Origin of the sequence: Curtobacterium sp. VKM Ac-2889, assembly GCF_015350855.1 — a bacterium.
Classification (GTDB): Bacteria; Actinomycetota; Actinomycetes; order Actinomycetales; family Microbacteriaceae; genus Curtobacterium; species Curtobacterium poinsettiae.
Genome location: NZ_JADKSC010000002.1, coordinates 351,418 through 365,575, shown reverse-complemented (window position 1 = coordinate 365,575; position 14,158 = coordinate 351,418). Strand labels below are relative to the sequence as shown.

General features: G+C 70.8%; 9 protein-coding genes and 1 tRNA gene. 7 read left to right on the top strand and 3 right to left on the bottom strand.

Annotated elements, in window-relative coordinates:
* Window positions 1–65 precede the first annotated feature (65 nt).
* Window positions 66–1,001, top strand: coding sequence for an NAD(+) diphosphatase (gene nudC / locus ITJ50_RS07530; protein ID WP_194590232.1), 936 nt, complete (start codon window positions 66–68; stop codon window positions 999–1,001).
* Window positions 998–2,764 (top strand): ATP-dependent helicase, encoded by a 1,767-nt coding sequence (locus ITJ50_RS07525; protein WP_017887034.1) that lies wholly within the window; start codon window positions 998–1,000, stop codon window positions 2,762–2,764. Before nudC ends, ITJ50_RS07525 begins: the two co-directional genes overlap by 4 nt.
* Here the strand turns inward: ITJ50_RS07525 and ITJ50_RS07520 are convergent.
* Together ITJ50_RS07520 and ITJ50_RS07515 are read right to left on the bottom strand one after the other, a co-directional pair.
* Window positions 2,655–3,512, bottom strand: a complete 858-nt coding sequence (locus ITJ50_RS07520; RefSeq protein ID WP_052481803.1) for a TOMM precursor leader peptide-binding protein — start codon at window positions 3,510–3,512, stop codon at window positions 2,655–2,657. The two genes, ITJ50_RS07525 and ITJ50_RS07520, sit on opposite strands and share 110 nt — an antisense overlap.
* 60 nt (window positions 3,513–3,572) lie before the next feature.
* Window positions 3,573–4,991, bottom strand: coding sequence for a zinc-dependent metalloprotease (locus ITJ50_RS07515; RefSeq protein WP_031259664.1), 1,419 nt, complete (start codon window positions 4,989–4,991; stop codon window positions 3,573–3,575).
* A 151-nt stretch (window positions 4,992–5,142) separates the two neighbouring features.
* Here ITJ50_RS07515 and ITJ50_RS07510 point away from each other — a divergent pair, with 151 nt between their 5' ends.
* From ITJ50_RS07510 to ITJ50_RS07495, 4 genes are all read left to right on the top strand, one after another.
* On the top strand, window positions 5,143–6,252 hold the full coding sequence (locus ITJ50_RS07510; RefSeq protein ID WP_042539187.1) for a PDZ domain-containing protein: 1,110 nt from the start codon (window positions 5,143–5,145) through the stop codon (window positions 6,250–6,252).
* Window positions 6,253–6,366: 114 nt separating this feature from the next.
* Complete coding sequence (locus tag ITJ50_RS07505; protein WP_236559552.1) at window positions 6,367–9,420, top strand: UPF0182 family protein; 3,054 nt, start codon at window positions 6,367–6,369, stop codon at window positions 9,418–9,420.
* Window positions 9,421–9,483: 63 nt separating this feature from the next.
* Window positions 9,484–9,560, top strand: a tRNA-Met gene (locus ITJ50_RS07500).
* Window positions 9,561–9,634: 74 nt separating this feature from the next.
* Window positions 9,635–10,474 carry a carbon-nitrogen hydrolase family protein gene (locus ITJ50_RS07495; RefSeq protein ID WP_194590231.1) on the top strand — a complete coding sequence of 280 codons (840 nt, stop codon included), beginning with the start codon at window positions 9,635–9,637 and terminating at the stop codon, window positions 10,472–10,474.
* A 31-nt stretch (window positions 10,475–10,505) separates the two neighbouring features.
* Here the strand turns inward: ITJ50_RS07495 and ITJ50_RS07490 are convergent, their stop codons facing one another.
* Entirely contained in the window at window positions 10,506–11,714 is a 1,209-nt protein-coding gene (locus tag ITJ50_RS07490; protein WP_071251158.1) for an aminotransferase class I/II-fold pyridoxal phosphate-dependent enzyme, read from the bottom strand.
* 191 nt (window positions 11,715–11,905) lie between these two features.
* Between ITJ50_RS07490 and ITJ50_RS17350 the strand changes: the two genes are divergently transcribed.
* A complete protein-coding gene (locus ITJ50_RS17350; protein ID WP_228499421.1) occupies window positions 11,906–13,993 on the top strand; it encodes a S1C family serine protease in 2,088 nt (695 codons plus the stop codon).
* The last annotated feature ends 165 nt before the right edge of the window (window positions 13,994–14,158 follow it).

Below are 14,158 nucleotides of genomic sequence, written 5' to 3'. Positions count from 1 at the left end.
GGCGGCCCGCACGCCCACCGCACGTCTCCTGCACGTCCGCACCCGATCCGAGGAGCTCTCCCGCCGTGACCGTCGAGTTCGCCGCCCGGCTCCCGCTCTCCCGCAACGAACTCGACCGCGACGCCGAGTTCCGCACGACCGACGACCTCGAGCGCGTCCTGCGCCAGGACGAGCGCACCCGGTACCTGCCGGTCCGCGGCGCCGAGATGCTCCGGAACGCCGACGGGACCCTGCGCTTCGTGACCGCGGCCCAGATCCCGGTCGAGACCGTCACCCTGTACCTCGGCCGAGCTGTCTCGGACGCCCCGGACGCCGCGGCGGGGACCCGTTTCGTCGCTGCGCTGATCGACAGCGCGACGGCAACCGCCATCGAACCCGACGACGACGCCTGGCAGAGCCTCCGGATGTTCGGCACCGAGCTCTCGCCGCGCGACCAGGGACTGGCGGTCGAAGCCGTCGCGATGGCCAACTGGCACGCAGTGCACGGCTTCTCCCCGCGCACCGGATCGCCCACCGCCGTCGTGAGCGGTGGATGGGTCCGTCGCGACCCGGAGGGGCACGACCTGTTCCCCCGGACCGACGCGGCGATCATCGTCGGGGTGGTCGACGCCGACGACCGGATCCTGCTCGGTTCGAACGCCGCGTGGGACGCCGACCGGTACTCGCTCCTCGCCGGGTTCGTCGAGCCGGGGGAGTCGCTCGAGGACGCCGTCCGCCGCGAGGTCTGGGAGGAATCCGGCGTCCGCGTCGAGGAGCCCGAGTACCTCGGCTCGCAGCCGTGGCCGTTCCCCGCGTCGCTGATGGTGGGCTTCCGTGCGCGTGCAGCAGGCGGTGACCCGACGACCGCCCGCCCCGACGGTGTGGAGATCCTGGACGTGCGGTGGTTCTCGCGCGACGAGATCCGCGAGCGTGCCGGGGACACCCTGCTGCTGCCCGGACGCACCTCGATCGCCCGCGCCATCATCGAGGAGTGGTACGGCAGGCCGCTGGACCTGCCGTGAGCGTCGCCGGTCCGCGCGGCACAGCCGGCGCAGGGGCTGTCGAACCCCGTCCGCCGTCGCCCGACGAACTGCTCGCCGCGCTCGACACCGAGCAGCGGACGGTCGCCCGGACACTGCTCGGACCGGTCGCGGTGCTGGCCGGTGCCGGGACGGGCAAGACGCGTGCGATCACGCACCGCATCGCCTACGGGGTCGCCACGGGGACCTACGCCCCGAACCACGTCCTCGCGCTGACGTTCACGAGCCGTGCCGCTGGTGAGCTGCGGTCGCGACTGCGCGCGCTCGGTGCCGGGACGGTGCAGGCACGCACCTTCCACGCCGCAGCGATGGCGCAGCTCAGCTACTTCTGGCCGGACACCGTCGGCGGGCACGCCCCCAAGATCGTCGAGTCCAAGGGGCGGATGATCGCGCACGCCGCCGACACGGTCGGCATGCACGTCGACACCCCGGTGCTCCGCGACCTGGCCGCCGAGGTCGAGTGGCGCAAGGTGCAGATGCTCTCGCTCGACGAGTACGAGGCCGCCGCCGCTGACCGGGTGATGCCGCGCGACACCACGCCGCGCCGGGTCATCGACCTGATGAAGGCGTACGAGCGGCTGAAGGACGACCGGCGGCAGCTCGACTTCGAGGACGTCCTGCTGGCGACCCTCGGCATGGTCGAGTCCGAGCCCCGTGTGGCGTCGTACGTGCGGCAGCAGTACCGGTTCTTCGTCGTCGACGAGTACCAGGACGTCTCGCCGGTGCAGCACGACCTGCTGCGCGCCTGGCTCGGCGGGCGCGACGACCTGTGCGTCGTCGGCGACGCCAGTCAGACCATCTACTCGTTCGCAGGGGCGTCGAGCGACTACCTGCTCGGGTTCGGGTCGGAGTTCCCGCGCGGATCGGTCCTGCGGCTCGAACGCAACTACCGCTCCACGCGCGAGGTGGTGTCCGCTGCGAACACGCTGATGCGCGGTCAGCCCGGGGCGCTCGACCTGGTGGCCCAGAGCCAGGAACCGGGCCCGGACCCGGTCGTGCTGGCCTGCGTCCACGACGGTGACGAGGCGCAGACCATCGCCCGCCGGATCGCGGAGCTCGTCGGGGCCGGCGCGTCCTTCGGGGACTGCGCCGTGCTCTTCCGCGTCGGGGCGCAGTCCGCCGCGCTCGAGTCCGCCCTCGGCCGGAACGGGATCCCGTACCGGGTGCAGGGCGGCACGCGGTTCTTCAACCGCCCGGAGGTCAAGCTCGCCGTCCACCACATGCGCGGCGAGGCGATCCGGCAGACCGACGACGAGCTGACCCGACGGGTCCGGCTCGTGCTGCAGGTCAGCGGCTGGACGGAGACGCCGCCCGAGGGCACGGGCGCAGTGCGCGAGCAGTGGGAGGCGCTGCAGGCCATCATGGGCCTGGCCGAGGACGCCCCCGCGGGCACGACGATGCAGCAGTTCACCCAGGACCTGGTCGATCGCGCGGCGACGCACCACGAACCCGAGGTCGACGCCGTCACGCTCGCGACGCTGCACTCGTCGAAGGGTCTGGAGTGGCCGCACGTGGTCATCGCCGGCGCCGCCGAGGGGCTGCTGCCCATCTCGCACGCGTCGACCGACACCGAGGTGGACGAGGAACGACGGCTGTTCTACGTCGGGCTGACCCGCGCCCGCCGATCCGTCACGATCACGTGGTCGCAACAGGGGTCCACGCGTGGGGGAGCCCGGGCTCCGAGTCGGTTCCTGGCAGCGCTCGGCACGCACATCGCGGATGGGGCCGGACCGGGGAACGGCTGACGGACAGGTCGTCCCGCTCGAAGACGACCTGGTCGGGCTCGGCACGTTGCGTCCGGAGCGGGAGCCGTTCCAGCAGCATCCGTGCCGTGGCTGCGGCCACCGCCGCCGACCGCCACGGCGACAGCGGCGCCGGGTGCCGACCCCAGACCTGGGCCGCGATGGCCGGCCAGGCCGGGTCGTCGTCGACGCGTGCGTACTCCGCGCACTGCAGGCAGGGGCCGGCTCCCGGCACGACGAACGGCCCGAGGCGGACCCGGCCGTCCCCCACCACGACCGCCAGGTGCGGCACGCCACGACGGGTCCACGCGGCACGGAGCGCCGGGTCGACCACGTGGTCGGCCACCACCACCGCGAGCCGGGGTTCCGGGTCGGGCAGTGTGATGGGACCCCCGGCCGGGGAGGTGGTTCGGCTGACCGTCACGCCCTCGCCGGTCAGGAACGTCGCCACGGTGTCGGCGAGCGTGCCGGGGCCGTGCACCTCGATGCGTTCGAGCGGCTCGGGCAGGACCTCGACCACAGCGGGCGACGCTGCGCCGAGCACCCCGGCCGCACGTTCCGGGGAGCAGCCCGACGCCACCGCGAGGCCGGACAGCACGTCGTGCCCGGTCTCGCGCCGGAGGCCGTTGAGGAACCGCTCTTCCCCGGTGGTGGGCACGGCGACGACGGCACGCGGGGGATCGACCCCGAGCTGGACCGTGGCGGGGTCACGCCAGACGAACTCGAGTGTCGGATCGATGCGGATGCCCATGACCCCACGGTGCCGGAGTGGGCGGCACGCGTGGGGTCACGGAGCGGATCTGTGGAGAACTCAGCGGGGCTGGTCGCCCGTGTGGTCCCCTGGACCGTCGCCCGATCCGCCCTCGGGGTCGTCGGCCACGTGGCCGGACTCGTCCTCGTGCGGGCGTGCTCCGGTCGAGTCGTTCAGCAGGTCTTCGAGTGCCTTGTCGAACGCGTCGTCCTCGTCGGTCTGCGACGGGTTCCGCAGCCGTGCGACGAGGGCGTCGGGCGCGTCGACGTCGTCCGAGGTCGGCACGAGGTCGAAGTGTGCCCACAGGGCATCGCGCTGTTCGGCACCGAGCTCGTCGGTCACCCGCTGCCACATCGCCGCGGCCTCGCGCAGACGGCGCGGACGCAGCTCCAGGCCGACCAGCGTGGCGAACGCCGACTCGGCGGGGCCACCGGCGGCCCGACGACGCCGCACCATCTCCGCGATCGCTCCGGCCTTGGGGAGACGGACGGTCGCCGCGGCGGTCACCGTGTCCACCCAGCCCTCGACCAGCGCGAGCATCGTCTCGAGCCGCGCGAGTGCGGCGTCCTGCTCGGCAGTGCGCGGCGGGATGAGGGCACCCGAGGCGAGTGCGTCGCGCAGCTGCTCCTGGTTGGTCGGGTCGATGTCGGCCGCGAGCTCCTCGACGCGGTCGAACGGGATGTGGATGCCCCGCGCGTAGTCCGTGATCGACGAGATGATGTGCAGCCGGAGCCACCGTGCCGACCGGAAGAGCCGGGCATGCGCGAGTTCGCGGACGGCCAGGTAGATGCGGACTTCGTCCTCGGAGACGTCGAGGCCCTCGGCGAACTCGGCGACGTTCTGCGGCAGGAGCGCGGCGACCTGCTCGTCGAGGAGCGGCACGCCGACGTCGCCGCCGGACACGACCTCCTTCGAGAGCTGCCCGACGACCTGGCCGAGCTGGATCGCGAAGAGTGCTCCGCCGATGCCGCGCATCGCCTTCGAGACGTCCCCGAGCATCGCCTTGAGCTGCTCGGGCGCACGCTGGTCGATCGCCTCGGTCAGGGCGTCGGCGATGCTGAAGGCGACGGGCTCGGCGATCTGCGTCCACACCGGGGTGGTGGCCTTCGCCCACTGCTCACGCGTGTAGAGGCTCGGGGCTGCGGTCAGTTCGGCGACCGTCGTCACCTCGTCGAGCCACAGTGCAGCGACCTGGAACGCCTGGTCGGCCGCCTGCGAGGTGGCCGGGTCGACTGCGTGACCGCCGTCGCGGGCGATGGCGGTTGCACGTTCGGCGGTGGCCGAGAAGTCGATGCCGTCGCCGCCGGACTGCGCGGCGCGCTGGAGCTGGCTCATCAGGTTCGCCACGGAGGCCGGGTCGTTCGGCAGACCGGCGGCACCGGCGAGCTGCGACGGGTCGATCTGCCCCTCGCCCGAGAGCAGCTTGCGCAGCATCTCCTGGAAGTCGTCGTCCGGCCCCGGCTGTGGTTCATCAGGCATGCCGACTACGCTAATCGCTGCTCACGGGGCCGCACCTGGGATGCCCCCGTGGGAACGCCCGAAGTGCTGCGCCCAGGGCGAACAGCCCCGCTGCCAGGCGTGGGCGACCACCCTGCCGCCAGGCGCGGGTGCCCATCTGGAAGGACCCCGCGTGACCCTCTTCGCCCCCGCGCCCCGTCGTCGCTCGCGTGCCCGGAGGGTCGGGTGGGCGTTCCTGATCGGCGCCGTCGTGCTGGGCCTGCTGGCGAGCCTGCTGCCCAGTCCGTACCTCATCGAGGTGCCCGGACCGGTCTACAACACCATCGGCACGCAGCAGCAGGGCACCGGCAAGGACGCGAAGGACGTCAAGCTCATCCAGGTCTCCGGGCACGAGACGTACCCGACGGCGGGTGCCCTCGACATGCTCACCGTCGGCATCCAGGGCGACGCGACGAACCGCCCGTCGTGGACCAGCGTCATCCGCGCGATCTTCACCCGGTCGCAGGCGGTGATCCCGGTCGAGGCGATCTACCCGAGCGGCACCACCACCGAGCAGGTCAACGAGCGTGACTCCGCGGACATGCAGGCGTCGCAGCAGTCGGCCGTCGCAGCCGCGCTCATCCAGCAGGGGAACGACCTGCCGACCCAGCTCGAGGTCAGCGCCGTGCAGGAGGGCTCGGCAGCGGACGGTGCGATCGAGAAGGGTGACGTGATCACGGCGTTCGACGGCAAGTCGCTCACGACCAACGCCGACGCCACGAGCCTGCGCGAAGCCGTCGCGCAGCACGGCACCTCGCGACCCGCGACCGTCACCGTCGAGCGGGGCGGCGCGACGAAGGAGCTCCGGGTCACGCCCCGCAGCGAGCAGGGCACGGCGTTGCTCGGCGTCGGCGTCACCGAGCGCTACGACTTCCCGTTCAAGGTGTCTATCCGGCTGCAGGACGTGGGCGGGCCGTCCGCCGGCATGATGTTCGCGCTCGGGATCATCGACGAGATCACGCCGGGCAAGCTCAACGGCGGCAAGCACGTCGCGGGTACCGGAACGATCACCGCCGACGGCGAGGTCGGTCCCATCGGCGGCATCCGCCAGAAGCTCTACGGGGCGGCCGACGCGGGTGCGACGGTCTTCCTGGCCCCCGCGGACAACTGCGACGAGGTCGTCGGGCACGTGCCGGACGGGCTCGACGTCTACAGCGTCGCAACCCTCGACCAGGCGGTCACCGACCTGCAGACGATCGCCGACGGCAAGAGCACCGCCAAGCTCGCCCGCTGCGGTTCCTGACCCGTCCCTGAGCCCCCGTACAGCTTCACGCCCGGTCCGGTCCCATAGGATCAGTGTCACTGACGGCCCGCCGCGAGCCGGGCCCGCCGGTCCGACACGTCTGGAGCACATCAAGTGACGACAACCTCGTCCACCTCGGGGCGGCGCTCGCCGCGGGTCCCGATCGTGGTCACGATCATCGTGCTGGCCGCACTGGTGATCGCCTTCTTCATCTTCGCCAGCCTGTACACCGACTACGCGTGGTTCGCGCAGCTCGGATTCCAGCAGGTCCTCACGACCCGGTGGATCGCCGGCACGCTGATGTTCGTGGCCGGCTTCCTCGGCATGGCGGTCCCGGTCTTCGTGAGCATCGCGCTCGCGTTCCGGTTCCGTCCGGTCTACGCGAAGCTCAACTCGCAGCTCGACCGCTACCAGCAGGTCATCGAGCCGCTGCGACGCGCCGTCATGATCGGCATCCCCGTGGTGCTCGGCATCTTCGCCGGGCTCTCGACGGCCGGCCGCTGGAGCATGGTCCTCGAGTACTTCAACCGGACGCCGTTCGGCAAGACCGATCCGCAGTTCGGCCTGGACATCGGGTTCTACGTGTTCGAGCTGCCCTTCTGGCGCTCGATCGTGGCCTACTCGTCGGCCGTCGTCCTGATCGCCGGACTCGCCGCGCTCGCCGCGAGCTACCTCTACGGCGCACTCCGCTTCGGTGGTCGTGAGGTCCGGATCTCCCGCGCTGCGCGCATCCAGCTCGCGGTCACTGCGGCGCTCTACATCGCGCTGCAGGCGGTCAGCCTCTGGCTCGACCAGTACGCGGCGCTGACGAAGTCGAACTCGCTCATCACCGGTGCCCAGTACACCGATGTCAACGCGGTAATCCCGGGTCGCGAGATCATGGCGGGCATCGCAGCGATCGTCGCGCTGCTCTTCATCCTGACGGCGGTCATCGGCCGCTGGCGCATCTCGATCGTCGGCACCGGCCTGCTGCTCGTCGCCGCGATCGTGATCGGCGGCATCTACCCGTGGGTCGTCCAGCGGCTGCAGGTGAAGCCCTCGGAGCGGACCTTCGAGTCCGCCTACATCGAGCGGAACATCAAGGCCACCCGTGACGCGTACGGGGTCGCCGGTGTCGAGGAGCAGAACTACGACGCCACGACCGAGGCGAGCTCGGGCGCACTGGCGCAGGACGCCCAGACGACGGCCAACATCCGCCTGATCGACCCGAAGATCGTCTCCGACACGTTCAGCCAGCTGCAGCAGTACCGGCAGTACTACCAGTTCCCGAAGGAGCTCGACGTCGACCGCTACGACGTCAAGGGCGAGACCGAGGACACCGTGATCGCGGTCCGCGACATCGACCTCGACGGCCTCAGCTCGGCCGCGAACACCCAGTACAACCGGGCGTTCGTCTACACCCACGGGTACGGCGTCACCGCGGCCTACGGCAACCAGCGCGCGAGTGACGGCAAGCCGGTGTTCCTCGAGTCCGGCATCCCGTCGAACGGTGCGCTGGGCGACTTCCAGCAGCGCGTGTACTTCGGTGAGACCTCGCCGCCGTACTCGATCGTCGGTGCGCCGAAGGGCACGAAGAACGTCGAGCTCGACTACCCGTCCGGCTCCGACGACGACAACGGCGGCAACGCCACCACCACGTACGCCGGGAACGGCGGGCCGAGCCTCGGCAACTTCTTCAACCGGCTCGTCTACGCCGCGAAGTTCCAGTCGGAGCAGATCCTGCTCTCGAACGCGGTGAACAAGGACTCGCAGATCCTCTACGACCGCGACCCGATCACCCGTGTGCAGAAGGCGGCGCCGTACCTGACCGTCGACAGCGACGCCTACCCGGCGATCGTCGACCACCGCATCCAGTGGGTCGTGGACGGCTACACCACGAGCGACGCCTACCCGTACTCGCAGAGCCAGAGCCTGTCGGACAGCATCGCGGGTGCCGAGTCCTCGACGTACCGCACCGACCAGGTGAACTACATCCGGAACTCGGTGAAGGCCACGGTCGACGCCTACACGGGCAAGGTGACCCTGTACACGTGGGACACGAAGGACCCGGTCCTGAAGACGTGGCAGAAGATCTTCCCGACGTCGATGAAGCCGGTGTCGAGCATGAGCGCCGAACTCCTCGACCACGTGCGGTACCCGACCGACCTGTTCAAGGTGCAGCGCTCGATCCTCGGCACGTACCACGTGACCAACGCCAACTCGTTCTACTCGGGTGACGACGCGTGGAACACCCCGCAGGAACCGACGAGCACGGCGACGTCCGACAGTGACGCCGACACCGCGGCGACGTCGACGAACGCGCTCGGGGCGCAGACCACGACGACGGCCAACCGCGCGAACCTGCAGGACCCGTACTACCTGACCATGAAGGTGCCGGGGCAGGGGACCGCCTACTCGCTGTACACGACGTACATCCCACAGCAGACCGCGGGCGCGAACAACCGCAACGTGTTGACCGGCTACCTGGCGGTGAACTCCGATGCAGGTGGTGCCGGCAAGGGCGAGAAGGGGTCGGGCTACGGCAAGCTCACGCTGTTGACGATGCCGAAGACCGACAACATCCCAGGGCCCGGACAGGTGCAGAGCCTGTTCAACGGTGACTCGAACGTGTCGCAGGAGCTGAACATCCTGAAGCGCGGCAACTCGACCGTGAAGCAGGGCAACCTGCTCACGCTCCCGGTCGGTGGTGGGTTCCTCTACGTCCAGCCCGTCTACGTCCAGTCGACCTCGAGTGGTTCCTACCCGCTGTTGCAGAAGGTCCTGGTGGCCTTCGGTGACAAGATCGCGTTCGAGGACACCCTCGACGAGGCCCTGAACTCGCTGTTCGGTGGTGACTCGGGCGCCGCAGCGGGTGACTCCGGTGCGAGCGGCAGCGGCAGCGGGTCCGGTTCTGGTTCCGGTTCCGGCAGCGGATCCGGCTCGGACGCGGGCTCCGGTTCGGGTTCGTCCGGGTCGGGCGAGGGCTCGGGCGAGGGTTCGACCGGTGGTTCGACGGGCTCCGGCTCGACCGACAACGACGCGCTGCAGAAGGCGCTGTCCGAGGCCAAGGCGGCCCTGCAGGACCGCCAGGAGGCCTACGCCGACAACGACCTGGTCGCTGCGGCGGAAGCCGACCAGCGCCTCCAGGACGCGATCGAGGCAGCGACAGCAGCCGAGAACGACAACTGACACACCGTGGCGGGGCACTCGATTTGTGTCCCGCCACGGCCCCGTGTAGGCTTCTAAACGTGCCGCGGGGTGGAGCAGTTCGGTAGCTCGCTGGGCTCATAACCCAGAGGTCGTAGGTTCAAATCCTGCCCCCGCAACCAAGCGTCACATGAAGGCCCCGGTCCAACAGGACCGGGGCCTTCTTCGTGTGCCGGCCCCCGGGTACGCTCGCCGCATGGCCACCCTCACGATCGCGGCGGCGCAGTTCGCCCCCGTGAACGATCCCGTCGCCAACCTCGCCACCGTGCGCACCGCCGCCGTCGACGCGGCAGCCCGGGGCGCGGACCTCCTCGTCACGCCGGAGTACACCTCGTACTTCTCCGCAGACATCGACGATCGGTTCGTGGCCGCCGCACAGCCGTTGGACGGCCCGTTCGTCACGGGCCTCCGCGACATCGCCCGGGCGACGGGCATCGCCCTGGTCGTCGGGGTCGCTGAGTCGGCGGACACGCCACAGCGTTTCCGGAACACCCTGGTCGCGGTGCTCCCCTCTGGGGACCTGGCGGCGACGTACCGGAAGGTCCACCTCTACGACGCGTTCGGCTCGCGGGAGTCCGACCGCATCGAGTCCGGCGACCCGGAGCAGCTCCCCGTCTTCACGCTCGGCGGGCTCCGCATCGGTCTCGAGACCTGCTACGACCTGCGGTTCCCGGAGGTCACCCGTCGACTCGCCGCCCCGGAGACCGGTGCGGCCGACGTCGTCGTGCTCCCTGCCGAGTGGGTGCGTGGCCCCGGCAAGGAACACCACTGGCGAACGCTCCTCACCGCACGTGCGATCGAGAACACCGTCTGGGTCGTCGGGGTCGGCCAGACGCCGCCGATCGGGATCGGCGGTTCGGTCGTCCTCGACCCGTCGGGCGTCGCGGTCGCCTCGGCCGGCGCCGCGCCGGGCATGCTCACCGCCACGATCGACACCACCGTGACGGACACCGTCCGTCGGGTGAACCCGTCGCTGTCGCTGCGGCGCTACGACGTGTCCGTGCGCACCCTGCCTGGAGGCCCGGGGCAGCGCTGACACGTCCGTCGCGTCCCGACGCGGTCGCGTCTCAGGCGCGTGGGCGCGCTCCGAGGGTCGCCAGGCGTGCGGCGGCGTCCTCGAGGACGCTCCGACGCTTGCAGAACGCGAAGCGCACCAGGGACCGGTACCCGGCGACGTGGTCCGGGCGGACGAACGCCGAGACCGGCACCCCGGCGACCCCGGCCAGGGCGGGCAGCTCGAGGCAGAACGCGCGGGCGTCGTCGTACCCGAGGGGGGCGGCGTCGGCGAGGACGAAGTACCCGCCGTCCGGTCGCATCACGTCGAAGCCCGCTGCCGTCAGCCCGTCGGCGAGCAGTTCGTGCTTCGCGCGCAGGTCGGCGGCGATGCCGGTGAACACGGTGTCGGGCAGACGGAGGCCCACGGCGACGGCCGGCTGGAAGGGTGCGCCGTTCACGAACGTCAGGTACTGCTTGACCGTCGTGATCGCGTCGACGAGTGCCGGGGGAGCGGTGAGCCAGCCGATCTTCCAGCCGGTCGTGTTGAAGGTCTTGCCAGCGCTCGACACCGAGACGGTCCGCTCGGCGGCGCCCGGCAGGGTGGCGATGGGCGTGTGCGGGACGTCGAACGTCAGGTGCTCGTAGACCTCGTCGGTGATGATCACGGCGTCGCGTTCGGTGGCCAGGTCGACGATCGTCTGCAGGACCTCGGTGGGCAGGACCCGTCCGGTCGGGTTGTGCGGGGTGTTCACGAGCACGGCGCGGGTGCGGTCGGTGAAGGCCGCCCGGAGCGTCCGCTCGTCGGGCAGGAAGTCGGGTGCGGTGAGGGGGACCGTGACGTGCACGCCGCCGGCGAGCCGGACGAGTGCCCCGTAGGCGTCGTAGAACGGCTCGAAGGTGATCACCTCGTCGCCGGGCTCGACCAGGGCGAGGAGCGTCGCGGCCAGCGCCTCGGTCGCGCCGGCGGTGACCAGGACCTCGCGGTCGGGGTCGACCTGGAGGCCGTACCACCGCTGCTGGTGCTCGGCGATCGCCGCTCGCAGGTCGGGGGTACCGCGGCCCGGCGGGTACTGGTTCGCGCCGTCGCGGATCGCCTGCACCGCGGCCTCGAGCACCGCGGCCGGACCGTCCTCGTCCGGGAAGCCCTGCCCCAGGTTGACCGCGCCGGTGGTGGCGGCGAGGGCGCTCATCTCGGCGAACACCGTCGGTGCGGGGACCCCGTCGGGGCCCAGCAGCATCGCTCCGTCGGCGGCTCGCAGCCACGGTCCTGCCTGGCGCATGTGGTTCCCTCCGGTGCGGGCGACGACGTGTCGCGCTGAACGGTCCCCAACCTAGCTGTCCGTCCCGCGGTGGACTGGGTCCCGCCGTTCAGCGCACGCATAAGATCGCCAGGGGTGGCTCGCAGCCTCGACAGAAGGACCGCTCAGGTGCTTGCGACAGACTGCACGAGCTTGAAAGGAGCACGTCCAGCATGACCGACACCACGCCCAACGGGCAGGGCGACGACCGCCGTCCGGACGATGCGGCTCCGCCTGCCGCCAGTGAGGACGCCGCAGCAGCGGCCACGAGAGGGAACACGTCGATGCCGAACGACTCCGACCAGCCGGACGAGACCCCTCGCCCGAACCAGGACGAGAACCACAACCAGAACCAGAACCAGAACCGGAGCGACGAGACGTCCCCGGACAACACGGACGTGATCCCGTCGTCGACGGAGCACCCGACCGACCGCTACACCGCGCCGTACCCAGCCGTCTCCGGTGACTCCTCGGGTGCGCAGCAGGGCGGCTACGGGCAGCAGACGTCGCCGTACGGCCAGTCGCAGTCGCAGCCGAGCCAGAACCCGTCCGGTCAGCAGGCTCCGCAGAGCCAGAACCCCTCCGCTCAGCAGTCGCAGTACGGCCAGCAGCCGCAGCAGAGCCAGAACCCGTCCGGACAGCAGTCGCAGTACGGCCAGCAGGCCCAGCAGAGCCAGAACCCGTACGGCCAGCAGAGCCAGTACGGCCAGCCGTCGCAGTACGGCCAGCCGTCGCAGTACGGCCAGCAGAGCCAGTACGGCCAGCAGCCCCAGAACCCCGCCGGCCAGCAGTCGCCGTACGGCCAGCAGTCGCCGTACGGCCAGCAGTCGCCGTACGGCCAGCCGGTCGGCGACCGTCCCCGCTACGGCGAGTACGCCCAGCCGACGTCCTCGGCCGCGCCGAGCTCGTCCTCCGAGTACGCGACCGCGTCCGCACCGGCCCCGCAGTCGGCCACGAGCGGCTTCGGTGACGTCGACGGTTCGAACCAGCGCAACGGCCACTACTTCAGCGACGACGCCTCCGGCGCAGCCGCGACCACGACGACGAAGGACCGCTCGGGCCGCAACAAGCTGCTCCTGCCGGTCATCGCCGGTGTCGTCGTTGCCGGGCTCGTGGGTGGCGGCGCCGGGTGGCTCGCCTCGTCGGCGACCAACGACGGGGGCAGCGTGGTGTCCTCCGGCTCGTCGCAGGGCGGCAACCTGACCGTCAACGACTACGACTCCGCCACCGTGGTCACCGCCGTCGCGGCACAGGCCACCCCGTCGGTCGTCACCATCAACGTGTCAGCGAGCAACGAGGCCGGCACTGGTTCCGGTGTGGTGATGAGCAAGGACGGCTACATCGTCACCAACACCCACGTGGTCACCCTCGACGGCGACAGCTCGAACGGCCGCATCACCGTGACGACCTCGAACGGCAAGATCTACGCGGGCAAGCTCATCGGCACCGACCCGACGGTCGACCTCGCGGTCATCAAGATCGACGCGACCGACCTCAAGCCGATGGAGTTCGCGGACTCGTCCAAGCTCAACGTCGGCGACACCGCCGTGGCGATCGGCGCTCCGCTCGGTCTGTCGAACACCGTCACCGACGGCATCGTCTCGACGCTGAACCGCAGCATCCAGGTCACCTCGAGCGCCCCCAGCGAGGGCGGCGACTCGAACGAGGGCGGCAACGGCGGCTCGGGTCCCTTCGACTTCTGGGGAAACGGGGACAACGGCAGCAGCTCGTCGGCGAACACCACGGTCTCGCTCCCGGTCATCCAGACCGACGCGTCGATCAACCCGGGCAACTCCGGCGGCGCACTGCTCGACTCGAAGGGCCGCCTGATCGGCATCAACGTGGCCATCGCCTCGGCCGGCAGCTCGTCGTCGTCGGAGTCGGCCGCCGGCAGCATCGGCGTCGGCTTCTCGATCCCGGCGAACCTGGTCAAGCGGGTCGCGAACGAGATCAAGGACAACGGTTCGGCGACCCACGGTCTCCTCGGCGCAACCGTCGGCGACGCCACCGACGAGGCCAGCGCCACGCAGGTGGGCGCTCTCATCAAGTCGGTCTCCAACGGCGGTGCCGCGGCGAAGGCCGGTCTGCAGAAGGGCGACGTCGTCACCAAGATCGGCTCGGCGTCCGTCTCGAACGCCACCGACCTGACCGCGCAGGTGCGCTTCTTCGCGGGTGGCGCCTCGACGACGATCAGCTTCATCCGCGACGGCCAGACCCGCCAGGCCGACGTGAAGCTGGGGACGTTCGACAGCAAGGGCTGACGCCACCACACGGCGGACAGGAGGCCCGGGGCACGTCGTGCGCCGGGCCTCCTGTCCGTCACGGGGTGCGTCCCGCGCCGACGCAGGTGAGCGGTTCGGCCTCTTGATAGGCTCATGGTCGCTCTGCGGGGCGGCACCGCCCCGGTGCGTCCCGTGCCGCCAGCC